This is a genomic window from Bifidobacterium longum subsp. longum JCM 1217 (assembly GCF_000196555.1).
In the GTDB taxonomy this organism is placed as follows: Bacteria; Actinomycetota; Actinomycetes; order Actinomycetales; family Bifidobacteriaceae; genus Bifidobacterium; species Bifidobacterium longum.
Window position 1 is genome coordinate 904,996 of sequence record NC_015067.1, and the last position, 25,169, is coordinate 930,164.

Genomic DNA, 25,169 nt, shown 5'->3' on the forward strand with positions numbered 1-25,169 from the left:
ACATCATGTGGACCACATTTCTGGTCGCATTGAAAGCGAACTTGCGTAACCGGTCGGCGTTGTTCTGGATGACCGTGTTCCCGATTGTGCTGGCGACCATGTTCAACGGACTGTTCGGCGGGCTGGCCGAAGCATACGAACTCAAGCCGGTGCCGATGGCCGTCATCGAAGACACCCGTTGGCAGCAGGCGGACGGTGCCCGCACCTTCGTAGACGCGCTGGCCGGGGAAACGGAATCGGCCTCAGACGACACGACCTACGCCGAAATCGACCAAAAGCTGCTGACCATCACCACAGTCGACACCGTGAAGGAGGCCGAACAACGGCTCGCCGACGGCACTGCCAACGGCTATCTGACCGCCGACAATAACGGCCGATTGGCGATGACCGTGAGCCGGGAAACCGCCGTCACAGCCAAGGACTCCACGCAAAACAGCGGACTGGACATTAGCCTCGCGGCCCTGCGCAGCGTCATCGACCTGTACAACCGCACCGACGCCGTTACCCGGCAGACCATCGCCGACAATCCACAGGCCGCGCTCAGCCGGAACTTCTGGAACAGCGTCGGGCAGAACGTCGACATGACCCATGAGACGACGCTCACGCATTTCCAGCCTGACGAGATCGCCCGATACTATTACGCGCTGCTGGCCATGTCCTGCATGATGGCCATGGGATACTCCATCAGCACAGTCGCCGCCGCACAGGCGAACCTGTCCGCGCTGGGCATACGGCGGACCGTAGCGCCGCTGAGCCGGGCCAAACAGCTCGTCGCGGGCTTCCTCTCCTGCTGGCTGTGCTCGTCGGTCGCCCTGTCCATCGCATTGGCCTATATCCGGCTCGCCTGCAACGTCTCGCTCGGCGGACGCGAACCGGCGGCGATCCTCGCGGTCATCATCGCCTCGTTCATGACCAGCTCAGCAGGCACCCTGCTCGGTGCGGTGCCGAAGCTCTCGTACAACACGAAATACGGGCTGTCGACCGGCATCTCCTGCACGCTGTCGCTGTTCACCGGACTGTACGGCGGGTTTGCCATGCAGATCAGCGACTGGATAGCCCGCAACGCGCCCATACTCGGCACCATCAACCCCGCACAGCAGGTGACGAACCTGTTCTACGACATCCTGTACTACGACAGCTACCGGCCGTTCATCACCACCTGCATCATTCTGCTGGCGATGAGCGCGGTATTCCTCTTGGCCGGCATCGCAATGCTGAGGAGGCAACGTTATGAACACCTGTAAAGCCACGCTGCGCGTGCTGTTCGCGCACCGGGTCTACCTGATGATCTACCTCGTATTCATAGGCATCCTGATGATGTCCATCAGCTGGGCGATGCTGACCTCCGCATCCGGCTCCATGTCCGCGGTGTTCGAATCGACCAAGACGCGCGTCGCCATCATCGACCGCGACTCCGACCGGGGTGATATCGCCACGTCGATGCGCGCCTACCTGCGCGATTCCAGCGAACTGGTGGACCTCGACGACACCAGCGAAACGCTGCAACAGGCCGTCGCCTCGAACTGGGTGGACCTGATCGTCATCATTCCCGACGGATTCGCTGACGATTATGTCGCCGCGGCGGCGGACGGCGACAATCCGCCGAACGTGGACACGGTTACCAGCTACGCATCCGGCTCCGGGTCGATGGCGCGGATGAACGTCGGCGGGTTCCTCTCGCTCACCCGCACCGCACTGATCGGCGCGCAGACGAGGGTCGACCAGGCGGCGCTCGCCGGCATGATGAACGCTACAGGAGGGGCCGCCGGTTTTGATGGCGCGAGTCTGGACCAAGACATGCTGGACTCGCTGCCGGAAGGGCAAGTCGACAAGCCGGATATCAAGGATCTGTCCCAGGCCGCCAAAATGGCCGCCGAATCGGCCAGCGATACAGACGTGAACCATCAGATCGCCGTGGTCGATACGCCGACCGAGGAGTCGGCAAGCGCTGCGGATACGGCGGTCAGCGGATTCGGCGGCACCATGAAAACCGCGCTGTACCCGCTGTCCCTGGCGATGACCATCTGCGGATCGATGATCCTGGGCGCGTTCACCACCGGCGAGGTGCGGCGGCGTCTCACCGCCTCGCCCCGACGCATGGTCCTGATGGGACTCCAGCGGTTGCTGACGTTGGGCGGATTCGCGCTCGTCGTATGCGTCGGCTATTTGGTGCTGTCAATCGGTCTGATGATGGCGGCGGGGCTCGATCCGTTGCACCTGAGCGTCGGGGGAGTGCTGATGACGTTCGGCGCGACCTGCGTGTACGCGCTGATGACCGTCGCCTGCGGATTCATGCTCAGCGAGTTCGGGCTCTCGGAAGAGGCGGCCAACGGGTTCGCCAACATCTTCGGCCTGCTCATCATGTTCACGTCGGGTGTCGCATTGCCGATTGACATGATGCCCGGCGTGATGGTGACCATAGCCAAGTTCCTGCCCGGCTGGTGGTATTGCACCGCGATCGACAACGCGCTCGGCTTCGGCACGGCGGCGGAAACCGGCATAAGCGTCGCCGGCTGGTCCGGCTCGCTGGGATTGGTCGCACTGTTCGGTGTGATGTTCATCTGCATCGGCCTGGCCGCCGGCCGCTTCCGCCGATCCCGCCCCGCCCTGGCCGCGCCTGCCACCACGCAGCTGGCCGAGTGAGAAATCAGCCTTTCAACCGATACCGCTGTGCCGGGTCGTCGGCGAACTTGACTTGGGCGACCCGCCCTTCCTTCATCAGCTCGCGCATACCGGATGTGGCGGCCAGCGGCGTCAACTGTAGTTCGCGCATGATCTCCTTGACGCTCATGGCCGAATGCCGCTCCAGTACGGTCATAATCGCCTTGACCACGTCGCCCGGTGAACTGTTCGCCATCGTGCGCTGCTTGGTGATGGTCATCGTGAACGTGTTGATGTCGTTGCGCGTGGTCGCCGGCTCGATGCCGGCCTCGCGCAACGCGGCGGCGATGCGCTGGTAGCCGTCGCCGCCTTCCGGGTTCACAAACCCGCCGCCCGGATACGGCGTGGACTCCAGCAGCGTGAACAGGAACTGGTTTCGGGTGGAGACGAACGGCGCGCCCGTCACCGGATGAGGGCTCGCCAGCACATCATGTGTCACCATGCCGTACAGGCCACCCGGATTGGTGATCTCGATGCGATCGGTGAACACGCTGATATGCACCTGCGTGCCGCGCGCATCGGGCGAATAATCACGGTGGGTGAGCGCGTTCGCAATCGCCTCGCGCAACACGAGCGGCGGATAGTCGGGCTTCTTCGCGCCAATCCAACGCATCAACGAGTCGACCGCATCGTCGATCATCACCGGAATCGAACCGACCACCGACTTCGAGGCGACCAATCGTTCGTCGCCCCGGAACACATCGTCCCGGCTCGTCCCCGGAAACACGGCTATCGAAATGCCGAGCCGCGGATAGAACTTCTGCGGATAGCGGCCCAACGCCAGCAGTCCGGCCAAGGTGGGGCGCAGGATTCCGCCGACCTCCGACTCGTCGGAATCATCATGGCGCAACACCTGCAGATCCAGCAGCACATCGATGCCGTCTCGGTCGGCGAACACGCGCGGATGCTGTTCGCGCACGCGTGCCAACAGTCCGGCAACAAGCTGCGGGTCGAGGTCATCGGTCGTGGCGTCGGGCACGATATCCAGATCGTATGTGGGCTGCAGATGCTCCTCGATGAGCCGGTCGACCTCATAGGAGGTCATGCGCCGGTCGCCGTCGCCGGTACGGATGAACGAGCCGCCGTGCGGTCCGAGCGCGGTGGTGAAGCAGGGCTTGTCGCGCGGCAGCATCTCGTCGATGCGCGCGAACACCAGATTCGCGCCTTCGAACGGGCAGGTGACGATTACGGGCCGCACCACCGGCGTCATCTTCTCGCACGCCTGGCTCAGCGCCTCCTGCATGGCGCGCGCGTCGAATCCCTCGACCGGCGTGAACCCGTTCTTTTCGGACAGGCCCAGGATAATCCAGCCGCCGGAGCCATTGGAGAACGCGGACAGCGTATCGGTGATGGTCGAGGAGATCTTGCGCTTGCATTCCTTGACCTCGCACTGTTGCGTATCGTTGCCGATCAGACGCATGAGTTCGATCAGCTCAGTCATTTTGGCAGTATAGTCATCGACCATGGCGGCCTCCTTGAAACCATTGTGCCCCATAATCCGCCGCCCGCTCGCCTCCAGCCCCGCCAGTTCACCCCAATTCATGCAGAATTCATGGGCCAAACCAGACGAAACGAACGTCGATGTAGGGTTCGGTTCCGCGTGTTCGCCGATGATATCGGCCGGTCGAGGCGGGCGGGCTATGTTGGGTGGCGTGGGAATCTTGCGCGTGATTGATGCTACGGCTGTGTGCTTCGCTCTGGGTATATCCGGCCCGATCAGCGGGACTCAGCCAATGTGATGCCGCCCGCAGCCATCTGCTTGCGGGCCGCAACACCAAGTTCCTCGCTGACCGGCACGGTCAGATCCTCGAACACGGTGACCTCGAAGCCGAGCTTCTTGGCATCGAGCGCGGTGTCCTTGACACAATGCGATTCGGCGATGCCCACCACATCCACGCGACTCACGCCGGCGGCCTTCAGCGCGTTGGCCAGCGTCTTGCCGGCGGATTGCTCGGCCTCGACCTCCTCGCGGGTCTGGATACGGTCGGTATTGTCCTCGATACCCTCAAAACCGGAATATGCCGCCGAATACTGGCCCTTCTTGAAATGATGCTCGATATTCAGCGCCTTGATCGCCGGATGCAATTCGGCGTTCAGCGTGCCGGCCGCACCATGCTTCGGCCACGTGTCCACGAAATCCGGCTCCGCCGACCAGTGCGCGCCCGGCTCGATATGCCAGTCCTGCGTGGTTGCGATATACGCGTACTCGCTGCGATGCGCGTTCACATAATCGGCAATCCGCTCGGCGACCGCGTTGCCGCCTGCGACACCCAGTTCGCCGCTTTCACAGAACGTCGGCTGCACATCCACCACAATCAGTGCCTTGGTCATCGTCATTCCCCTTATTGCCTTGGATTCGTTTTGAATATTGTCTCGAACTCGACGTGCGATTGCTCTCATCATAGCCATGCGCGGCCCTGTGGGAAACGTTCGGGCTTACACTGCAAGCAGCAATCGAATACAAGAACCAGGGGAGGGCGACCAAGACCATGCTGGACCATCTGACGTTGCACGTGAAAGACATCGACCGTAGCATCACATTCTACAAACAGGCGCTCGCACCGCTCGGCTATATCGTCAAGGCGCATCATGAGCCTACGCTCGGATTCGGCGTGGATGACGGAACCCTGCACTCCGATTTCTACGTGTCACCGATTGAAGGGCTGGAGGCGGAGGCTTCGCCGGTCACGCCGGTCACACACATCGCGTTCTTGGCTGACAGTCAGCAAGCCGTGCAGGCGTTCCATGCAGCCGCGCTCGCCGCCGGCGGCCGAGACAACGGCGCTCCCGGTCCGCGCCCGTACCATCCCGGCTATTACTCCGCATTCGTGCTGGACCCGGATGGCAATAACATCGAAGCCGTCGTGGATTGGGCTCATTCGAACGAGTAAAAACATATCCGTATCGTGCCTCAGGCGGCATCGACGGCGTAGGCTCCAACCAGTCGGATTTGTGGTCGCAACGGCGGTATAGGTCACATCACGCAAGCGTGAAGGTGATGGTCTGCTCGGCGGTTTCGGTGCCGATCCATGTGCCGGCTTTGCGGTTCCAATCCATGCCGTCCGCGTGCAGTGCGTCAATGCCGTATTGACGTGCATGCGTGACCAGCCAGCCTGCCGTCTGCCAGCAAAGTCGAGTGCGGTTGTCGGCGGACAGGCCGTCCGGCAGCGTGATCGTCAACGTTGTGCTGGCCGTATTGGTCGCAGCGCCGTTGTTCGTGCCGGTTTTGCCATTTGGGGGCACAACCGAGACATTGACATTCGGCAGTGTACCTCCTATGGCGACAACCAACCCGTCCGCGTCCGAGGAGGTTGCTGGCTCCAACGCGCACGTGACGCCCGCCGACCGTTCACCGGTCAGCCCCGAGGCCCAAGCGCGTGCCATCGCATCCCATGCGGCATATAGTTCCGGGTAGCCTGAGCGCTGCACCTCCTGCGCGGCGTCCTCCACCGGAATCGTCTCCCAATCCGGCACCTGCAGCAGATGATCGTAGAAGATGTTTGTCGCATAGGTCATGTCGGACACCTGCTCCGCCGTGCCCCAGCCTTGGCTGGGCCGCTGTTGGAACAGGCCGAGCGAATCCAAGTCGCCGTAGTCCAGATTCGTCAGCCTCGACTCCTGCATGGCCGTGGCGATGGCCACCGTCGCCGCGTGATCCGGCAGTCCGCGCGTGACGGCGATGTTCGCAATCAGCGCCGCGTTCTGCGCCTGATCAGGCGTCAAGGTGCGGCGGGCTCCGTCGGACGACACCGCCGCGCAATATGCTTCCTCGGCCGTGCGCGCGGTCTCGCGAGGCGTGAATAGCCGTGGCAGCAGCGTCCATGCCGCGATCAGCGCCGCAACAACAAGTATGACGGCTGCAATCAGCGCGCCCGCGCCATGGGAGCGGCGTCTGCCGTACCGCACCTGTTGTCCCATTGCGCCTCCAATATTTCGGTGTCATGGCTGACCGTGACCGGCTGGCCTATGCAGCATGCGGGATTTGCCGTGTTCCGGCTCGGCCGTCATCATGACAGCGTGGCATATCCACCTGAACGGCGGCTGCGTCATCACGCGACTTTGTGACAAGTCTTCACGCTTCATGACATCCGCGCAAATCAGCCCCTCGAAACCGAGAATGGCGGTCGGGATTGCTCCGACACCAAGGGAGCTGCTGCCGCTATTGTGTGAAAGGCGATTTGTACCGGGTTGAAGGAGAGGAACACATGGCGCAATTGCAGCCGTACTGCGCGATTGAGGGCAATGATGATGGATTGCCCGTCGTGTTCGTGCATGGCATGGGTGTGGACCATCGTTCGCTGATGATGCTCGACAAGGCGTTTGACGGCAATGATTCAATTCGCCGTATATATCTGGATCTGCCCGGTTTCGGCCGTACGCCGGCATTGCCCGAGCATGCCTGCGGGCTGCCGGAAATGGCGGATTGGCTGCAAACGGCCATTGACGGTCTTGTCGGTAAAGCGGCTCCATTCGCCATGGTCGGCAACTCGATGGGCGGTGCGCTTGTCCGCGAAGTATTGGCGCGCGAACCTCGCCGAGTGGCCGGTATGGTATTGATCGCGCCGGTCGTGGACCCGCAGCATGCCGGCCGGCATGTGGCCGAACATGTGGTTGCACAGCCCAATCCCAAGCTGACGCACTCCTTGCCGCAGGAACAGGTGTTCGATTTCATTACCATGGGCGTCAACCAGTCATTCGACGCGTGGCGACGCTACCAACGGTTCATCCTGCCCGGCGTGGCGTTGTGCGACCGTGCGGCATGCGAACGACTGGATCAGCGCTATTGGCTGGCCGATAATCCCGAGGAAATGCTCGGCACATATGCGGGTCCGGTGCTCATCGTCACCGGCAAGCAAGACCAGATCGTCGGATACGAAGATCAGCAAGCCCTGTTGCCGCACTATCCCAACGCCACCTTCGTGACGCTGGACAATGCCGGTCACAACGCGCACATCGACCAACCCGAAGCCGTCATCACGCTCGTGCGCGAATGGGTGGCTCATATGGCGTTCGCTCCGTTGAGCTGACGGTCTGCTGACAGTCTGCCGAAGCCTATATGTATACGAGCGACCAATGCCGGTTGACGCAATACGCCTTGCAAGGTATATCGTTTTTCGATATAGTCATATCGATGTTCGCGGTGTCGCCAAAAAAACGTCGGCACCTGAAAGGACCGGGCTATGAAAAACTACATGAACCGATGGGTGTTGCTCGCGTTGAAAGCCATCGTGATTCTGGTCTGGCTGGCCTGCCTATGGGGCCAACTATTCGCCGTACCGGGATTGAGCGGCGCGCTGGCCGGCCTCTACCCGAGCCAGACGTCGATGCACTGGCCATATCTCATTATGGGCGTGCTGTTCCTGTTCTGCATCGAAGCGGCGTTCGTGGCCGTATGGAAACTGTTCTCCTTGTCCGGCTCGGGCGCGAACTCGAGCAGGTGATTTGAGATGACGATTCGCATCAATCTCGACGTCATGATGGCCAAACGCAAGATTGGCGTCGGCGAGCTCGCCGAACAAATTGGCATCACTCCCGCCAACGTGTCCATTCTGAAGAACGGACGTGCCAAAGCCGTCCGCTTCACCACGTTGGACGCCATCTGCAAGGCACTCGACTGCCAACCCGGAGACATCCTCGAATGGGAAGATGACGATTGATCGACACGCCACCGGCTCGAACTCATGGTTCAACTTGTAGTCTCTCCCAAAATCAATGATGCCCTATCATCCTGCAAGACGATAGGGCATCATCATGTGATTATGCGCAGCTGATATGTTGCGTTGTTATCACTCGGCGTCCGCGGCCGGTGCCTCCTTGGGCGCAGAGAGGAAGTGCTCCTCGCTGGGCAGCACGGTGTTCAGGATCACGGCCACCACGAACGCCACGGCGATGCAGTTCGAGGCGAAGATTTGTTGGAACAGTGCCGGGAACTGCGTGAAGATGTCGCTCACCTGGGTGAAGCCGATGCCGATGGTCAGCGAAAGCGCCGCAATCGTGATGTTGCGCTGCGTGAAGCCCGCCTCGGCAATCATCTGGAAGCCCGAAAGAATGATGTTGCCGAACATCATGATCGTGCAGCCGCCGAGCACCGCCTGCGGCAGCGAGTTGAACACCTCGGCGATGGCCGGCACGAAGCTCGCCAGCACCAGAATCAGTCCGCCGGAGAGAATCACCTTGCGGTTGACGACCTTGGTCATGGCCACCAATCCGATGTTCTGTGCGAACGAGGTCAGCGGCAGACAGCCGAACAGGCCGGATACGGTGGAGATCAGGCCGTCGCCGGCGATGGCGCCCGCGGTCTCGCGTTCGGTGGGCGTACGGTTCAGGCCCACCTTGGTCAGCGCGGCGGTGTCACCCAGCACCTCGACCGAGGAGACGACGTAGAGCAGGCCGATGGAGATGATCGAGCCCCAGTCGAACTCAGGCTTGAACGGCATGAACTGCGGCACGGACACGATGGCGAGGTTCTGGAAACCGGAGAAATCGACCTTGCCCATGCAGATAGCCGCCACATAGCCGACCACCAGACCGAACAGCACGGACAGCTGCTTGGCCGTGCCCTTCATCAACAGCTGGAACGCCAGGCAGGCAACCAAAGATATAAGCCCGAGCGTCAGGTTCTGCCAGGAACCGAAGTCCTTGGCTCCGCTGCCGCCGCCGAAGCTCGTGGCACCCACGTTGAGCAGCGAGAAGCCGATCGACGTGACCACGATGGCGGAGACGATGGGCGGCACGAACCGACGCCAATACTTGGCCGTCAAACCCAGCACAAGTTCCAGCAGACCGCCGACCATTACCGCGCCGACCACCGCGCCATAGCCCTTGTCCGCGCAGATCGCCACGGCGGCCGCCACGTAGGTGAAGGAGATGCCGGTGACCATCGGAAGTCGCGAGCCGATGAGCCACGCGCCGTACAGTTGCAGGCAAGTGCCCAGGCCCGCAACCAGCAGGCCGGACTGGATGATGGTGGCCGATTGGGCCGGGGTCATCTTCGCGGCCGAGGCGACGATGAAGATCGGGGCGAGGTTCGCCACGAACATGGCCATCACATGCTGCAGGCCGAACGGAATGCCCTTCCAGAAGGATACTGGCGCGTCCAGCGAAGACAACGCCTCAAAGGATACGGAATGATTGGTTTTCTTCTCTGACATGATTCTCTTCTTCTCTCTGTTGCTCCCGCCGGCGGGAGCAGCCAATGTGCTCAGTGCCTAAATGTGATTTCGCCGGTCTCGGGATTCATGGACTCGACGATGGCCAGCGAATCCACATCGTAGCCTTCAGCGCGCAGCGCGTCACCGCCGCCCTGGAAGCCCTTCTCCACGGCGATGCCAATGCCCTCGACCGTGGCACCGGCTGCTTCGCACAGATCGATCAGACCGCGCAACGCCTTGCCGTTGGCCAGAAAATCGTCAATAAGCAGCACATGGTCGCCGGCGTTCAGATACTTCTTGGCCACGATCACCGGGAACTCCTTCTGCTTGGTGAAGGAATAGACCGTGGTGGTGTACTGGTCGCCGTCAAGGTTGATGGACTGCGCCTTCTTGGCGAACACCACCGGCACATTGCCGAAATGCTGGGCCGCCACACACGCAATGCCGATGCCGGACGCCTCGATGGTCAGAATCTTGGTGATGTGCTTGCCGGCGAAATGAGCGGCCCATGCCGAACCCATGCGGTCGAACAGGCGTACGTCGCACTGGTGGTTCAGAAACGCGTCCACCTTGAGCACATTACCCGCCTTCACCGTTCCCTCGCTTTGGATTCGCTCCTCAAGTTCCTGCATTGAACCTCCCATTGTTGTATGTCAGTGAATGATATGGATACTCGTAAGTGTACGTTGTCCTGCGCTGACCCGTGCATGTGGTAAACATGAATGTCGCGATTCAAAGGGAGGCAACAGTGTACGACGAGCCGGAAGTCATCGCACGCAGCGCACAGGAACTCGTGGGCGACCTGAACCCGCAGCAGGCGGAAGCCGTGCAATACCGCGGTCAGGCGCTGCTGATCGGAGCCGGTGCAGGCTCCGGCAAAACCCGCGTGCTGACCCGCCGCATCGCCTGGATCTTGAGCCAGTTCGGCGCATGGCCGAGCCAGATTCTAGCCATCACCTTCACCAACAAGGCCGCCGCCGAAATGCGCGAAAGACTCGGCTCGCTGATCGGCCCGGTGGCCCAGCGCATGTGGGTCTCCACCTTCCACTCCGCCTGCGTGCGCATTCTGAGGCGCGACGGCAAGTCCATCGGACTCAAGTCCGGCTTCTCCATCTACGATTCCGCCGACTCCGAGCGACTCGTCAAAATCATCGCCACCGAATTCAACCTCGACATCAAGCGCTACACTCCACGCTCGATTCTCGGCCATATCTCCGACCTCAAGAACAATCTGACCGGTTGGAAGGAAAACCTCGCCGTTCACGCGCCCGACTTCACGCCCGGCCAGCGCGGCTACCAGTTCGGCACGGTGGGCGACCTTGAAGCCATCTACGCGGTGATCTACGCCGAATACGAGCATCGCTTGGCCCTGGCCAACGCCGTCGACTTCGACGATCTGATCGGCCGCACGGTCGAGTTGCTGCGCACTGACCCGGCCGTCGCCGAGTACTACCATCACCGCTTCCGTTACATTCTGGTCGACGAGTATCAGGACACCAACCACGCCCAGTACGTGCTCGTGCGCGAGCTGGCCGGCGTGGACACGGGGGAGAAGGCCATCCCGGGCGCGCCTAACGCCGGCAAGTCCGGCCCCGCCTGGATCACCGTGGTGGGCGATTCCGACCAGTCCATCTACGCGTTCCGTGGTGCCGACATCCGCAACATTCAGGACTTCGAGCAGGACTTCCCGAACGCCAAGACCACCATGCTCGAACAGAACTATCGTTCGACGCAGACCATTCTGGATGCGGCCAACGCGGTGATCAGCAACAACGAGGGCCGCAAGCCCAAGAAACTGTGGACCGCGCTCGGCAAGGGCGAGCCGATCGTCGGCTACGCGGCGGACAACGCCCAGCAGGAGGCCCAGTGGGTGGCCACCGAAATCGCGCGCCTGCACGCCGAAGCGGGCATCGCCTACTCCGACATGGCGATCATGTACCGCGCCAACGCCCAATCCCGCTCGCTCGAAGAGGCGCTGATCAACACGAATCAGCCGTATCAGCTCGTCGGCGGCACCAAGTTCTACGAACGTCGCGAAATCAAGGATGCGCTGGCCTATTTGCAGGCGCTCGTCAATCCGGACGACGATGTGAATCTACGCCGTATTCTCAACGTGCCCAAGCGTGGGCTTGGCGACCGCGCCGAAGGCGTGCTGCTCGCCTACGCGCGCGAGCATGGCACCAGCTTCTTCTACGCACTCATGCACTTGGATGAGATCGAGGTGCCGACACGCACCGCCACCTCGCTACGAGCATTCCGCGATCTGATGGGCGCGCTCTCGCAGTTCACGCGCGCGCACGACTCCAAGCCCAGCGAGATCGTGGCCGAAGTATTGGAGAAGTCGGGCTTAAGGGCCGAACTCGAGAAATCCGTGGACCCGCAGGACGCCTCCCGTCTGGAGAACCTCTCCCAGCTGCAGTCCACTGCCGCCGAATTCGAACAGAACACGCCTGACGCCACGTTGTCCGCATTCCTGGAGACCACCGCGCTTGTGGCCGACTCCGACCAACTACCCGGCGAGGCGGAGGACTCCGGCAAGGTGACGCTTATGACCTTGCACACCGCCAAGGGCCTCGAATACCCGGTGGTGTTCCTGACCGGCATGGAACAGGGCACCTTCCCGCATTCGCGTTCGATGGAAGACACCACTGAACTGCAGGAGGAACGCCGACTCGCCTATGTGGGCATCACGCGCGCCAAGCAGCGACTGTATGTCACGCGCGCCGCCGTCCGCTCCCAGTGGGGCCAGGCCGCCGATATGATGCCCAGCCAGTTCCTCGACGAGATTCCGGATTCGCTGATTGATTGGAAACGCCGTGAAGCCGGCGTGGAGCGTATGCGCGCCAGCTGGGAGACCGATGGATTCGCCGACGATTTGGGCGGCTGGGATGATGACGATTTCGGCGGCGCCGCGTTTGGCGGGTCGTCGACGTTCGGCTCGCGTGGTTCGTCCGGTTCGGGTTCGTCCTATGGGTCGCGGTCGCGGTATGGGTCGTCGTATGGCTCGGGTTCCGGCTCTTCGTCGTATGGTTCCCGTTCATCGTCGTATGGTTCCCGCTCCGGCTCGTCCTCCTATGGTTCCCGCTCCCGTTCGGGTTCGTCCTATGGTTCTTCAGGCTCCGGTTCGAGGTCGTCCTACGGGTCGCGTTCCCGTTCCGGTTCTTCGTCCGGTTCATATGGTGGCACCCGTGGCGGCAAGGTCACCACGCGCCGTACCGCACCGAAATCCGATTCGACCGGCTCTGCCGTGCCTAGCTCGAAGCTCACCAAGGACAATGGCCTGAATATCGCCGACTTCGCCGTGGGCGACATGATCAGCCACGACCAGTACGGTCTCGGCAAGGTCACCGACGCACAAGACAAGGGCCGCAATTCGGTAATCACCGTGGACTTCGGCTCCGCCGGCGTCAAACGCCTCATGCTCCGCGTAGCGCCGATTGAGAAGTTGTAGATAAATTGGCCCCTCTGACGAGGGGCTGAGTTATATACCAAATAAATTCGCAAAAAACAAGACTTGTGTTCTTCATCACAGTGTGGGCATAATGCGGAGGTTGTGCCTACGAGCCCTGGGAACAGGGGAGAGGAAAAAGTAGTTATGAAGAACAAGCTGTTTGCATCCGTGCCCAATATTCTGTTCGGCGCGCTGATCACCATCGCGCCCCAGACCTTTGCGCACGCCTGCACCGGCCATGACATGCCGGGTGCCTGCCACTACTCGCAGCAGGCGGCCACCGGCATCGGCGTCGTCATCCTCGTGTTCGGCGTCGTGGCTTTGTTCGTCGCCCCGCAGATTCGCATCGGCCTCAATATCGCCGCCGCAGCCGACGCCCTGCTACTACTCGCCGTACCCACCTTTCTGATCGGCATCTGCAAGGGCGCGATGATGCACTGTCGCATGGTTATGCTGCCCACGCTCATCGTGCTCGGCGTGCTCACCATCGTGTTCGCGGCCATCGCCATCTGGCTCGACTCTCGCGCCGCCAAGCGCAACTGATCGAGCAGACGGCCGGAGCCCAGCCATTCCGAACGCTGGACTCCGGCCTCGCTTATTGCAACCGCACTATAAGCAACATAAGGATTCATCGTGCCATCCCATATCGCATTGCGCGGCCTTCCGATTGAAAACCTCAAACGCAAGCCGTTCCGCACCGGCGCACTGCTCGCCGTCGTCACCATCCTCGCGCTGACATTCTTCGGCGGCACCATGCTGACCATGAACCTCAACACTGGCATGACCAGTATGGAAAAGCGCCTGGGCGCCGACCTCATGGTCGTGCCGCAAAACACCGTGCAGAAGGCCGAAGCGCTGCTCACCAACGGCAATCCCAGCACTTTCTATTTCACCAAAGACATCGCCGACGAGGTCATGCAGGCCGACGGCATCGCACAGGCCACCGAACAGACCTATATATCATCGCTGGCCGCCGCCTGCTGTGCCGAAAAGCTGCAGATCATCGGTTACGACCCGGACACTGACTTCGTCATCGAACCATGGGTCGCCTCCCAGTTCGAAGGCCCCCTTGAAGACGGTCAGATGATTGCAGGCGCAAACGTCAACGTGTCCACCGACGGCACCATCGAACTCTACGGCCGTTCATGGCCGGTCGTCGCCCAGCTCGCCAACACCGGCACCAGCCTCGACAACTCGGTGTTCATCAACCAAAACACCGTGCCCGACATGGTCGCCGCCTCGGCCAAGGTCTCCAAGCAGGTCATGTCCGCCGAATATGCCGGCAAAGCCGTCTCCACCGTGATGATTAAGACGCAGCAGGGGTACGAAGCGCAGACCGTAGCTGAGAACATCAAGCGTCTTGATTCCCGATTCGCCGATTTGGGGTACGTATACCCCGGCGGCATCACCGCCAACACCAGAACTTCGCTGACCGCGCTTGTCACCTACCTCAAGATTTTCGTGGCGGTGATCTGGGTAATGGGCGTGATTGTGCTGCTCGCCGTATTCGCCTCGTCGGTGAACGAACGCAAACGCGAATTCGCGTCCCTGCGCATCATGGGCGCCACGCGCGGCATGTTGAATGCCATCATTCTGAAGGAATCCGCCATCATCGGTCTGATCGGTGGCGTAATCGGCGTCGGCGCGGCCAGCCTGGTGATTTTCCCATTCAGTTCGCTGATCGGCAAACAGCTTCAATTGCCGTATCTGCAAGCCAGCCCGGTTGCGGTGATCGGATTCATTGCCGTGACCATTGTGTGCTCTACGGTCATCGGCATCATCGGTTCGCTGGCCACCATGTGGCGTCTCGGCCGGCCCGAAGCCTACCTGACCCTGCGAGAGGGGGAGTGATATGACTGAGACAACTACGCCGCTTCAGCCGACCACGGTTGAGCCGACCAAGCTCCAGCCGACCACGCCAGCTCAGCCGAACGCGCCGACTGCGCCGGATTCGCCGCACGTAACCGAGACGCCCTCCCCGGACCATCTGCTGACCTTGACGGACCTGACCCGCCAGTTCGTCCGCCGCGGCACGCCGTTCGACGCCGTCAGCCACGTGAACCTCACCGTCGATGCCGGCGAATTCATCGCCATCGTCGGCCGGTCGGGCAACGGTAAAAGTACGTTGATCAACATGGTCGCTGGGCTGATTCGCCCGACCTCGGGAACCGTGAGCGTGGCTGGACGCAATGTGGCCGACTTGGGCGATAAAGCACTGTCCGTGCTGAGGAATCGCACCATCGGATTCGTGACTCAAAGCCAGACCCTGCTCGGCAACCTGACCGTGCTCGACAACGTGATTCTGCCCGCAACGATGTTTCCGGAGCCGCTGCCGTTCGCCCAAAACGCAGAAGCAACGGATGCCGTGGCGCAAGCCGCTGCCACCAATGATGAAGCGGCCGCCGATTCAGCCGCCGACCCGTTCATGCCGGATGTCATTGCGCCAATCACAGACCGGGAAAACACGCCGTCAAACACGGCTGCGAGCCGTTCGGACCTGTTCGCCACCCGAGCTCGCACGCTGTTCACCCAGCTTGGTGTTGCCGATCTGGCAGACAGCTACCCGCGCGAGCTGTCCGGCGGTGAAATGCGGCGCGTCTCCATCGCCCGCGCGCTGATGAACCAGCCGAGCTTGCTCATCGCCGACGAGCCGACCGGCGACCTCGACCAAGAGAGCACCGACATCGTAATGCGTCTGCTCAGAGACCAAGCCAACAACGGCACGGCGATTCTCATGGTCACCCATGATCCCGATGCACTCGAATACGCAGATCGGGTGTATCGCATGGACGCCGGAGTGCTGTCCATAGCCTCGGTGTAATATGGTCTGCTGGTGTCTGCCAACAGGTAGATACCGTCTGGAGTCATAGCCCATCAGCGGGTCGGCGGTAGGTAATCGCAAGAAAACCAACCCGTTCGTGTTTATTCACGACGAAGCGCTGGGGAGGCCCGACTCAGCGCTTGTTAGGCATATGCAAGGCAAGCGTTCCGTTCAGATAACGACAGAAGGATTAATCCAATGACGAACGTTCAGCGTTCTCGCCGTCAGGTGCGTCTGTCTCGCGCCCTCGGCATCGCACTGACCCCCAAGGCTCAGCGCATCTTCGAAAAGCGTCCGTACGCTCCTGGCGAGCACGGCCGTGACCGCCGCCGCACCGAGTCCGATTACGCGGTGCGTATGCGCGAAAAGCAGCGTCTGCGCGCTCAGTACGGCATCTCCGAGAAGCAGCTTCGCGCCGCTTACGAGAAGGCCACCCGTACTGCCGGCCAGACCGGTAACGCCATGCTGACCGACCTCGAGACCCGTCTCGACAACCTGGTGCTGCGTGCCGGCTTCGCCCGCACCACCGCCCAGGCCCGTCAGTTCGTGGTGCACCGTCACATCCTCGTTGACGGCAACATCGTGGACCGCCCGTCCTACCGCGTCAAGCCCGGCCAGACCATTCAGGTGAAGGCCAAGAGCCAGACCATGGTTCCGTTCCAGATCGCCGCCGAAGGCGTGCACCGTGACGTGCTGCCTGCGGTCCCCGGCTACCTCGACGTGAACCTGCCGTCCCTGAAGGCCACTGTGACCCGTAAGCCGGAGGTCGAAGAGATCCCGGTGCAGGTCAACATCCAGTACGTGGTCGAATTCTACGCCCGCTGATTCGGGCCCTCTGGTCAACAAATCCAGGACATACCGCTCGAACCCCGCGCTTCTTTCGAGAAGCCGCGGGGTTCCTGCGTTGTAGGGCGATTACTGGCCGCACACCGCCTGGCGAATCATCGTCGCGTACGCATAGGCACCGGTCATATTCGGATGAATGCCGTCATCGTTGAGGTATTCGCTATGACCTTCGCTATACCCATGCCAATCGATGATGCCCACGTTCTTGTTCTTCTTGGCGGCCTCACGCAGCATCGTATTGTTGTTGTTCTCCTGCCACGGGTATGGCATACGGATGGTGATGAAGTATGTCGGCTTGCCGCCGGTCAGGTCAATGAGCTGTTGCACTTCCTGCTCATTCGAAATCACGCCGTTCGTGCCGAGGCCAAACACCACCACACTGCCACTGTGGCCGGCAGCGGTGTCCTGCTGATACACATCCACCGCCTGCGGCAGCTGACGGTTCGGCAGGCCATCGATAAAAGCGTTCGGGAATGCGGCCTGGATGGCGTCCGAAGTACCCGACGTCACTGAATCGCCGACCATCATCATATCCGCGTTGCAGCTTTCCGTTGCCGGATCATAGGCGTACTTCGAAATGTCAAGATTGTTTGGCACCTTTTCCGCAATCGGTTTGATGATGGGCGGCTGAGAATCCGAACCGTTCTTATTCGCGTCAGCGGTATTGGTTTCGCCGTTCGCGGCATTTATGGCAGAAGACTCGGGCTCGGGCTTCGCCGGTTTCTTGACCGGCTTGGCGGGTGCCGCGAGTTCGGGGCGCAGCTGAATGGCTCGCGCTTGAGCGATGCCATTCCAGTCCACCGGTGCCCACGTCAGCGCCACAACGGTCACCAATCCGATAACCGACATGACCCACGCGCCCGGGCGCAGCCGGTAGCCGGCTTTCGGCAGCGGCTTGGCGTGTTGGCTACGAGGCATCTGCACCGATTTACGGGCCGCCTCGACCAGCTGGTAGAAGGCTTCCGACGCCGCCAACACCACGACGGCCTCAAGAACCCAACCCCACCACGGCAACGCCTGCGTTCGTGTCGCCGGGTTCATGAACTGCAGCAGCGGATAATGCATGACGTACAGCGAGAACGATCGCGACCCGATATAGCGTAGGGGAGCACAACCCAGCACGTGCGACCAGATTGAGTCATTGTTCACGGCACAGGCCAAGGCGCACAACGATATGAACGCGGTAATCAGGTACCCGCCTTGGTACATGTACGACAGATACCCGTTGGCGAACCAGAATCCGGTCAGCAGTGCCGCCAAAGCCGCGGTGCCAAGAACATTGCAGACGATAGTGAGACGGGCGCCCGTCTTGTCGCCGGCCTGACGTTCGATCTGCACTGTTTGCGAAGCCGCTCCAGCTTCCGCAGCTTCCGTACCTCGCGAGGAAGGCGCAATCCAGATAGCCAACAGTGCGCCGGCGGCCAGCTCGGCGAGGCGAGTATCGGTACCGTAATACACGCGGGAGGTATTGGCCGGGTCAAACAGCAGCACCATGTCGGCGGTGGAAGCAGCCATGATGACAAGAATCGCCATGGAGCGCACCCATTTGGACTTGGTGATTTTGCCGAGCACCACCATCAGCAACGGCCAAACCAGATAGAACTGCATCGTCACGCCCAAGAACCACAGATGGGTCAGAGGAGAAGGCAATCCGGCCGCCTCGAAATACGGCACCTTGCGGAAGATGTACACCCAATTGCTGGCGAACAAGGCGCTCGGCAGCGAATCGGAAACCACTTTCTGCAACAGGCTGGGAGCGAACATCCAAGTGAGCCAAGGCACCACGGCAATGGTCGCCAGCATCACCGGCCATAAACGAGTAATGCGGCGGATCAGATATCGGCCATATCCAAAGGACCCGGTGCGGTCCACCATGTTCAGTACCGAACGTGTGGCAAGAAAACCGGTGATAACGAAAAACATCGTCACGCCAATGAATCCGCCCTGCAATAGCGACGGGCGGGTGTGGAATGCTATGACTCCAAGAATCGCCAGAGCGCGCAGTCCATCGATACCCCTGAAATGGGCAGGCACAGACGATCGAGATGGTGCAGGTTTCAAGGTTATGCTCACAGTATTCTAAGTGTACTCTCAGGAATCGTTAGGTATACTGCCCGGATTACGCATATCTCAGGTAGTGACCTATGCCGTTATGACTTATGACTTCCGGCAACCCGCACCGAAACCGCCGGAATGGTGACATAATCAGAACCATGATTCTTCATCTGCATCTGGTCCGTCACGGACAGACCTATTTCAACCGATACAACCGTCTGCAGGGATGGTCGAATTCGCCGCTGACCGAGTCGGGCGTCGCCGATGCCGTCAAGGCCGGTGAGCGACTGAAAGGATTGACGTTCGCCGCCGCCTACTGTTCGGACACCACGCGTGCCCAGCAGACGGCCGAGAAAATTCTCGACATCAACGAAGCCGCGGGTAACCCGCGCCCCGCACTCGTGACGGACATGCACTTCCGCGAGCAGTTCTACGGCTACTACGAGGGACTTGACATGGCCATGGCCTGGTACGCCGCGGGAGCGCCCCACGGCGTCAAAACCTACAACCAAATCGTCGAGAAGTTCGGGTTGGGGGCCTCGCGTGATTTTCTCAAGGAAGCCGATCCCTTCCACGACGCGGAATCCGATGAGGAATATTGGACGCGCGTCGAAGGTGCGTTCCGTCTTATCGCCGACAACCCGAATCTCAAGGACGGCGACGATGTGCTGCAGATTTCGCATGGCAACACACTGCTTAGCCTCGGTCACCGGTTCGGCGGCCCTGACCTCGATCTGAACGAACGCCCGGCCAATGGTTCGGTAACCGTGATCGACTTCGACACCGACAAGCCGTTCGGCGAAGCCGTGACCATCGTTTCGTACGGCAAGTAGCAAATAGCAAGCAATACATATCGAATAGCACGTACGGTCCACGGCGGCACGCCGCAAACGAAAGCGTCAGCAGGACAGCCTTTCGCCTATAGCCGCATACGCCTACGCGCACGGTTTTCGCCCTGCGCATGCAATGGTATGCCAAGAAATAGGGAAGGAGTGCTACCCTTAGGCGAGTAAGTGTGACCGCAAGGAGGAAACAATGGGAGTCGGAGAGATCGCTGGCCTGATCGCGGCCATCGCGTTCGCAGTATTGGCCGGTTTCATGATCTATCCGCTGATCAGGCTGGGCAAGATGTTTGATCAGATATCGCAGACGGTCCGGGAGTCCGGTGAACACGCCATCCCCGCGCTGGACGAAGGCGTGACCACCGTCAAGCAGGTCAACAAGTCGCTCGAAGACGTGAACAAGATTTCCGCCGCGGCTTCCACCACCGCCAACAACGTTGGTGCGTTGACCGATCTGTATGGCTCCTTCCTCGGTAAGCCCATCATCAAGATCGCTTCCACCTTCTACGCGCTGAAAACCACGGGTCAGTCCTTCCTTGCGAAGAACGCCGCGAAAACCACCGTCAACGACACCGCCGAGAAGGGGGAGTGATGTTCAAACGCATCTTCTGGGTCGGCGTCGGCGTGGCCATCGGAATCGTTGCCGTCACCAAGGCACAGGCCTATGTCAAGGCCAATACGCCTGATGCGGCACGCCAGTTCCTGCTTGGCCCCGATCAGGACAATGTGCCGATGAAAACACTCGAAGGGTTGGTCAACGAGTTCAATGCCACCCGTCGAGCCCGCGAGGCTGAGCTCAACCGTCAGTACATCGAGCGCGCCAACTGACACGCGCATGCCGCCTTGCCATCTAGTCACTGAATCAGCTAGAACAAACTAATCCTCATAATCCAGTCTTTTCCACCAATACCAGGCGCAACTGCGCCCATTACCCAAACAAGGAGTTCATCCGCTCATGCGCACTGCGGACATCGCAAAGCGATACCTCGATTATTTTGCCAAGCACGACCATCTCATCGTGCCCTCGGCATCCCTGATTTCCCCGAACCCCACCACGCTTTTCACCATCGCCGGCATGGTGCCGTTCATCCCGTACCTGATGGGTGAGCAGACCCCGCCGAAGCGCCGCATGGCCTCCAACCAGAAGTGCGTGCGTACGCTCGACATCGACGAGGTCGGCAAGACCACCCGCCACGGCACCTTCTTCCAGATGCTCGGCAACTTCTCCTTCGGCGACTACTTCAAGGAAGAGGCCATCCACTACGCCTGGGAGCTGCTCACCACCTCGCAGGATGAGGGCGGCTACGGCTTTGACCCCGAGAAGCTGTGGATGACCACGTTCACCGACGATGACGAAGCCCGTTCCATGTGGATCAACGAGGGCGTGGACCCCGAGCACATCCAGAAGATGGGCATGGAAGACAACTTTTGGACCACCGGTGGCCCCGGACCCGGCGGCCCCTGCTCCGAAATCTACGTGGACCGCGGCCCCGCCTTCGGCAAGGAAGGCGGCCCGATTGCCGACGAGAACCGCTACATCGAGATCTGGGACCTCGTGTTCGAGAACTACGAGGTCGACAACGTCAAGTCCAAGACCGACCTGCACATCGTGGGCGAGCTTGAGAACAAGAACATCGATACCGGTGCCGGCTTGGAACGTCTGGCCTACCTGCTGCAGGGCAAGAACAACATCTACGAGACCGATGAGGTCTTCCCGGTCATCGAGGCCGCCGAGCAGCTCTCCGGCCTGAAGTACGGCGAGAACGAGGACGCCGACGTGCGCTTCCGCGTGGTCGCTGACCACGTGCGCTCCGCCCTGATGATCATGTCCGACGGCGTGCGCCCGTCCAACGTGGGCCGTGGCTACGTGCTGCGCCGCCTGCTGCGCCGCACCGTGCGCTCCATGCGCATGCTCGGCGTGACCGATCCGGTGCTGCCCACCCTCTTCCCGACCTCCAAGGCCGCCATGGAGGCCAGCTACCCGGAGCTCAACGACACCTTCCATGAGGTGTCCGAATCCGCGTATGGCGAGGAAGACGCCTTCCGCCGCACCCTTGAGACCGGCACCACGATTCTCGACGTGGCCGTCAACAAGGCCAAGAGCGATTCCGCCGAGCCCGTCGTGGCCGGCGAGGACGCCTTCAAGCTGCACGACACCTACGGCTTCCCGATTGAGCTGACCCTCGAGATGGCCGCCGAACAGGGCGTGAAGGTGGACGAGGCCAAGTTCCGCGAACTCATGGCCGAGCAGAAGTCCCGCGCCCGCGCCGACGCCCTCAAGAAGCGTCACAACGTGGATCTTTCCGTTTACGACGACTTCAAGAAGACGCTCGTCAGCCCGATCGACTTCCTCGGCTACACCGACATGTCCGCCCGCGCCAAGGTGATCGGCATCATGCAGGAAGGCAAGGGTTCCGTGCCCGCCGTGACCGGCCCGGCCAACGTCGAGGTCATCCTCGACCGCACCCCGTTCTACGCGGAGGCCGGCGGCCAGCTCGCCGACCAGGGCGAGATCCTGTCCGACGACGGCGCCGTGCTCGAAGTCGACGATGTGCAGAAGCCCATCAAGGACCTCATCGTCCACCAGTGCCGTCTGACCGAAGGCACGCTGGTCGTCGGCGCCGAAGTCAACGCCAACATCGACCTGGCCCGCCGTGGCGCCATCGCCCGCTCGCACACCGCCACGCACATGGTGCACAAGGCGCTGCGTGAGGAGCTGGGCCCGCAGGCCACCCAGCGCGGCTCCGAAGACGCCCCGAACCGTCTGCGCTTCGACTTCCAGTGGTCCAAGGCCCCGGCCAAGTCCGTGATCTCCGCAGTCGAGGAGCGCGTCAACGACAAGCTGCGCGACAACCTCGCCGTGACCACCAAGGAAATGAAGTTCGACGACGCCATCGCCCTCGGTGCCATGCACCTGTTCGGCGAGAAGTACGGCGACATCGTACGTGTGGTCTCCATCGGCGAAGACGGCTGGAGCCGCGAGCTGTGTGGTGGTACCCACGTGGACCACGTCGGCAAGATCGGCATGGTCAACATCCTGTCCGAAGCCTCCATCGGCTCCGGCGTGCGTCGTGTCGACGCCGTCGTGGGCCAGGGTGCCTATGACTTCAACGCTCGTGAGCACGCGCTGGTCTCCCAGCTGTCCGACAAGCTCAACGCTCGTCCGGACGAGCTCGCCGAGCGTGTGAACGCCCTGCTCGCCAAGCTCAAGGAATCCGATCGTCGCTTGGCCTCCATGTACGAGTCCCAGCTGGCCGCCTCGGTTCCGGCGCTGGTTGCTGACACCAAGAACTCCGCGGCCCCGGTCAAGGTGGCCGTCAAGAACGTGGGCCACTTTGGCGCGGTCGATGCCCTGCGCAAGACCGTACTCGACGTGCGCGCCCAGCTCGGTGAAGACGCCCCCGTGGTGGTGGCCCTTGCCGGCGTGAACGAGGATGACAAGCCGATGGTCGCCGTGGCCACCAACGAGGCCGCCCGCAAGGCCGGCATCAAGGCCGGTGATCTGGTGCGTGGCGCAGCCAAGGTCCTCGGCGGCGGTGGCGGCGGCAAGCCGGACTTCGCCCAGGGTGGCGGTGTCGATGCCTCCAAGATCGACGAGGCCCTCGAAGCGCTCAAGCACGAGGCGCAGAAAGCCTGATTCCGCCAGTGGTGTGGTTAGGCGTTGATTTGGGTAATGCCCGGGTCGGACTGGCACTGTCCGACCCGGAGCTTACCTTTGCACATCCTGCTGGCAACATTCATGTTGCCGGCGACTATTTCTTTGCTATTGACGAGGTCCTGAACGTCATCGAAGACGAACATGTGGACCATGTAATCGTCGGACTGCCCCTGCAGATGGACGGTACAGAAGGCAAAAGCGCCAAAAAAGCGCGCAGGTGGGCGGCCAATCTGGAGAAGAGGCTGCAAGCAGAGAGTGAAGACAGTGATTCTACGGAGTATCAGATTCCGCAGGTATCATTGATAGATGAGAGATTGACAACAGTCAGTGCGCATCGTCAGCTGTTCGAGGCCCATAAAGCTTCGAACAAGCACAGGCCGGTGGTTGACCAGCAGTCGGCAGTGGTGATTTTGCAGACGGCACTCGACCGTACCCGGGAGCAGTGAGGTATCGGTTATGACCGATGATTTTAACGAGTTCTTTGATGACAACACGCATTGGGTCGAACAGGGGTCAGAACCAATGCGCGGGGCCGAGCCGCCAGAACCGCCGAAATCCCGCAGGGAGATGCGCAAGCGACGTGCACAGCGCAGGCGCAAGCGTATCAGTGGCATTATCATCGCTATCGCCATCGTCGCCCTGCTTATCGGCGGCGGCTATTTCGGCGTAACCAAGCTCATCGCATGGCGCGACAGCCGGAGCAACCAGTCGACGGCCATCGCGGACTATCCGGGACCGGGCTATGGCGAGGTCGAATTCACCGTGAGCGAGGGCCAAGGCGCGGCGGAGATCGCCGATAATCTGCTCAAGGCCGAAGTCATCAAGTCTACTGCCGCGTTCACCAGCGTGGTCAACGCCAATAGCACGACACTCTATCCGGGAACGTTCACATTGAAGAAGCATATGGCCGCATCCAAAGTGATCGACGTTCTCTCCGACACCAACCAGGCGGCGGGCTTCCTCGAGGTTCGTCCCGGTGAACGTGCCACCGATGTGTTCGCCAACGCCGCGAAGCTTTCCGGCATTGCCCAAAGCGAATTCGACACGATTATCAAGAACGAGGGTAAGGATATTCTGCCCAATGAAGCGGGCGGTAGCTTTGAGGGATGGCTGGAGCCGGGAACCTACAACGTCAAGAGCATGAAGAGCGCTTCGGAAATCCTCAAGGCCATGGTCGATAAGCGTATCGCCAAGTTGGATGAATTGGGCGTGCCGGCCGGCGGTGACCGCGAACGGGTGATGATCATCGCCTCTATCGCCGAGGCCGAGGTCAACAAAGCCGATTACTACGGCAAAGTGACGCGAGTCATCGAGAACCGTTTGGAGCAGGGCATGTCGTTGGGCATGGATTCCACCGTGGCCTATGGCAATAACGTCAAGCCCGCGCAGGTGACCACCGAGATGACCCAAGACGAGTCCAACCCGTACAACACGTACAAGATCTCCGGCCTGCCGCCTACGCCGATCAGCAATCCCGGCGATAACGCCATTCAAGCGGCACTGCACCCCGAAGGCGGCAATTGGCTGTACTTCTGCACGGTCAATCTGGACACCGGCGAAACCAAGTTCGCCGCAACCGCCGATGAACATGACCAGAACGTGGCCGAACTACGCAAGTGGCAAGCCGAAAACCAGTAGTCATCCCGTTAGCTTCCTTCGCTTGGGGAAGCTGATCGGACGTTGG

At 61.1% G+C, this 25,169-nt stretch carries 23 protein-coding genes; 17 read left to right on the forward strand and 6 right to left on the reverse strand.

Going from position 1 to position 25,169, the window contains the following annotated elements:
* Positions 1 to 5: 5 nt before the first annotated feature.
* Both BLLJ_RS03705 and BLLJ_RS03710 read left to right on the forward strand, forming a co-directional pair.
* Positions 6 to 1,244: an ABC transporter permease gene (locus tag BLLJ_RS03705; protein ID WP_007052113.1), complete on the forward strand. Its 1,239-nt coding sequence runs from the start codon at positions 6 to 8 to the stop codon at positions 1,242 to 1,244.
* Entirely contained in the window at positions 1,231 to 2,643 is a 1,413-nt protein-coding gene (locus BLLJ_RS03710; RefSeq protein WP_007052114.1) for an ABC transporter permease, read from the forward strand. The genes BLLJ_RS03705 and BLLJ_RS03710 overlap by 14 nt, the downstream gene beginning before the upstream one ends.
* 4 nt (positions 2,644 to 2,647) lie before the next feature.
* Here BLLJ_RS03710 and BLLJ_RS03715 read toward each other — a convergent pair whose 3' ends face one another.
* Together BLLJ_RS03715 and BLLJ_RS03720 are read right to left on the reverse strand one after the other, a co-directional pair.
* Positions 2,648 to 4,126 carry an ATP-binding protein gene (locus tag BLLJ_RS03715; protein ID WP_013582525.1) on the reverse strand — a complete coding sequence of 493 codons (1,479 nt, stop codon included), beginning with the start codon at positions 4,124 to 4,126 and terminating at the stop codon, positions 2,648 to 2,650.
* 251 nt (positions 4,127 to 4,377) lie between these two features.
* The gene (locus tag BLLJ_RS03720; RefSeq protein WP_007052116.1) at positions 4,378 to 4,992 is read right to left on the reverse strand and encodes an isochorismatase family protein; all 615 of its coding nucleotides are present in this window, start codon (positions 4,990 to 4,992) and stop codon (positions 4,378 to 4,380) included.
* A gap of 158 nt (positions 4,993 to 5,150) precedes the next feature.
* Between BLLJ_RS03720 and BLLJ_RS03725 the strand changes: the two genes are divergently transcribed.
* Positions 5,151 to 5,552 (forward strand): VOC family protein, encoded by a 402-nt coding sequence (locus BLLJ_RS03725; RefSeq protein WP_007052118.1) that lies wholly within the window; start codon positions 5,151 to 5,153, stop codon positions 5,550 to 5,552.
* A gap of 88 nt (positions 5,553 to 5,640) precedes the next feature.
* On the opposite strand, the gene BLLJ_RS03730 is transcribed toward BLLJ_RS03725, so the two are convergent.
* A complete protein-coding gene (locus tag BLLJ_RS03730; protein WP_013582526.1) occupies positions 5,641 to 6,579 on the reverse strand; it encodes a cobalt transporter in 939 nt (312 codons plus the stop codon).
* A 287-nt stretch (positions 6,580 to 6,866) separates the two neighbouring features.
* On the opposite strand from BLLJ_RS03730, the gene BLLJ_RS03735 reads away from it, so the two are divergent.
* From BLLJ_RS03735 to BLLJ_RS03745, 3 genes are all read left to right on the forward strand, one after another.
* Positions 6,867 to 7,688: an alpha/beta fold hydrolase gene (locus BLLJ_RS03735; protein ID WP_013410947.1), complete on the forward strand. Its 822-nt coding sequence runs from the start codon at positions 6,867 to 6,869 to the stop codon at positions 7,686 to 7,688.
* Between the two features lie 153 nt (positions 7,689 to 7,841).
* Entirely contained in the window at positions 7,842 to 8,102 is a 261-nt protein-coding gene (locus BLLJ_RS03740; RefSeq protein WP_008782983.1) for a DUF2975 domain-containing protein, read from the forward strand.
* 6 nt (positions 8,103 to 8,108) lie between these two features.
* On the forward strand, positions 8,109 to 8,318 hold the full coding sequence (locus BLLJ_RS03745; protein WP_003829211.1) for a helix-turn-helix domain-containing protein: 210 nt from the start codon (positions 8,109 to 8,111) through the stop codon (positions 8,316 to 8,318).
* Positions 8,319 to 8,447: 129 nt separating this feature from the next.
* Here the strand turns inward: BLLJ_RS03745 and BLLJ_RS03750 are convergent, their stop codons facing one another.
* Both BLLJ_RS03750 and BLLJ_RS03755 read right to left on the reverse strand, forming a co-directional pair.
* Complete coding sequence (locus tag BLLJ_RS03750) at positions 8,448 to 9,812, reverse strand: nucleobase:cation symporter-2 family protein (protein WP_007052123.1); 1,365 nt, start codon at positions 9,810 to 9,812, stop codon at positions 8,448 to 8,450.
* A 50-nt stretch (positions 9,813 to 9,862) separates the two neighbouring features.
* Positions 9,863 to 10,444: a xanthine phosphoribosyltransferase gene (locus tag BLLJ_RS03755; RefSeq protein WP_007057285.1), complete on the reverse strand. Its 582-nt coding sequence runs from the start codon at positions 10,442 to 10,444 to the stop codon at positions 9,863 to 9,865.
* A 116-nt stretch (positions 10,445 to 10,560) separates the two neighbouring features.
* Here BLLJ_RS03755 and BLLJ_RS03760 point away from each other — a divergent pair, with 116 nt between their 5' ends.
* The 5 genes from BLLJ_RS03760 to rpsD all read left to right on the forward strand — a co-directional run bounded on the left by BLLJ_RS03760 (position 10,561) and on the right by rpsD (position 16,909).
* The gene (locus tag BLLJ_RS03760) at positions 10,561 to 13,263 is read left to right on the forward strand and encodes an ATP-dependent helicase (protein ID WP_013582527.1); all 2,703 of its coding nucleotides are present in this window, start codon (positions 10,561 to 10,563) and stop codon (positions 13,261 to 13,263) included.
* Between the two features lie 144 nt (positions 13,264 to 13,407).
* The gene (locus BLLJ_RS03765; protein WP_007052126.1) at positions 13,408 to 13,806 is read left to right on the forward strand and encodes a DUF4418 family protein; all 399 of its coding nucleotides are present in this window, start codon (positions 13,408 to 13,410) and stop codon (positions 13,804 to 13,806) included.
* A gap of 90 nt (positions 13,807 to 13,896) precedes the next feature.
* Positions 13,897 to 15,114, forward strand: coding sequence for an ABC transporter permease (locus BLLJ_RS03770; RefSeq protein ID WP_007053390.1), 1,218 nt, complete (start codon positions 13,897 to 13,899; stop codon positions 15,112 to 15,114).
* 1 nt (position 15,115) lies between these two features.
* Positions 15,116 to 16,084, forward strand: coding sequence for an ABC transporter ATP-binding protein (locus tag BLLJ_RS03775; protein ID WP_007052129.1), 969 nt, complete (start codon positions 15,116 to 15,118; stop codon positions 16,082 to 16,084).
* A gap of 198 nt (positions 16,085 to 16,282) precedes the next feature.
* A complete protein-coding gene (gene rpsD, locus BLLJ_RS03780; protein WP_007052130.1) occupies positions 16,283 to 16,909 on the forward strand; it encodes a 30S ribosomal protein S4 in 627 nt (208 codons plus the stop codon).
* Between the two features lie 90 nt (positions 16,910 to 16,999).
* Here the strand turns inward: rpsD and BLLJ_RS03785 are convergent, their stop codons facing one another.
* Positions 17,000 to 18,964, reverse strand: coding sequence for an acyltransferase family protein (locus BLLJ_RS03785; protein ID WP_007053388.1), 1,965 nt, complete (start codon positions 18,962 to 18,964; stop codon positions 17,000 to 17,002).
* 179 nt (positions 18,965 to 19,143) lie between these two features.
* On the opposite strand from BLLJ_RS03785, the gene BLLJ_RS03790 reads away from it, so the two are divergent.
* From BLLJ_RS03790 to mltG, 6 genes are all read left to right on the forward strand, one after another.
* Positions 19,144 to 19,818 (forward strand): histidine phosphatase family protein, encoded by a 675-nt coding sequence (locus tag BLLJ_RS03790; RefSeq protein ID WP_007055085.1) that lies wholly within the window; start codon positions 19,144 to 19,146, stop codon positions 19,816 to 19,818.
* Between the two features lie 202 nt (positions 19,819 to 20,020).
* Positions 20,021 to 20,419 carry a DUF948 domain-containing protein gene (locus tag BLLJ_RS03795; protein ID WP_007052133.1) on the forward strand — a complete coding sequence of 133 codons (399 nt, stop codon included), beginning with the start codon at positions 20,021 to 20,023 and terminating at the stop codon, positions 20,417 to 20,419.
* Positions 20,419 to 20,655, forward strand: coding sequence for a hypothetical protein (locus BLLJ_RS11120; RefSeq protein WP_007053386.1), 237 nt, complete (start codon positions 20,419 to 20,421; stop codon positions 20,653 to 20,655). Before BLLJ_RS03795 ends, BLLJ_RS11120 begins: the two co-directional genes overlap by 1 nt.
* 127 nt (positions 20,656 to 20,782) lie before the next feature.
* Positions 20,783 to 23,464 (forward strand): alanine--tRNA ligase, encoded by a 2,682-nt coding sequence (gene alaS / locus BLLJ_RS03805; protein ID WP_007053385.1) that lies wholly within the window; start codon positions 20,783 to 20,785, stop codon positions 23,462 to 23,464.
* Between the two features lie 8 nt (positions 23,465 to 23,472).
* Positions 23,473 to 23,931 (forward strand): Holliday junction resolvase RuvX, encoded by a 459-nt coding sequence (gene ruvX / locus BLLJ_RS03810; protein WP_007053384.1) that lies wholly within the window; start codon positions 23,473 to 23,475, stop codon positions 23,929 to 23,931.
* Positions 23,932 to 23,941: 10 nt separating this feature from the next.
* Positions 23,942 to 25,123 carry an endolytic transglycosylase MltG gene (gene mltG / locus BLLJ_RS03815; RefSeq protein ID WP_013582528.1) on the forward strand — a complete coding sequence of 394 codons (1,182 nt, stop codon included), beginning with the start codon at positions 23,942 to 23,944 and terminating at the stop codon, positions 25,121 to 25,123.
* Positions 25,124 to 25,169 lie beyond the last annotated feature (46 nt).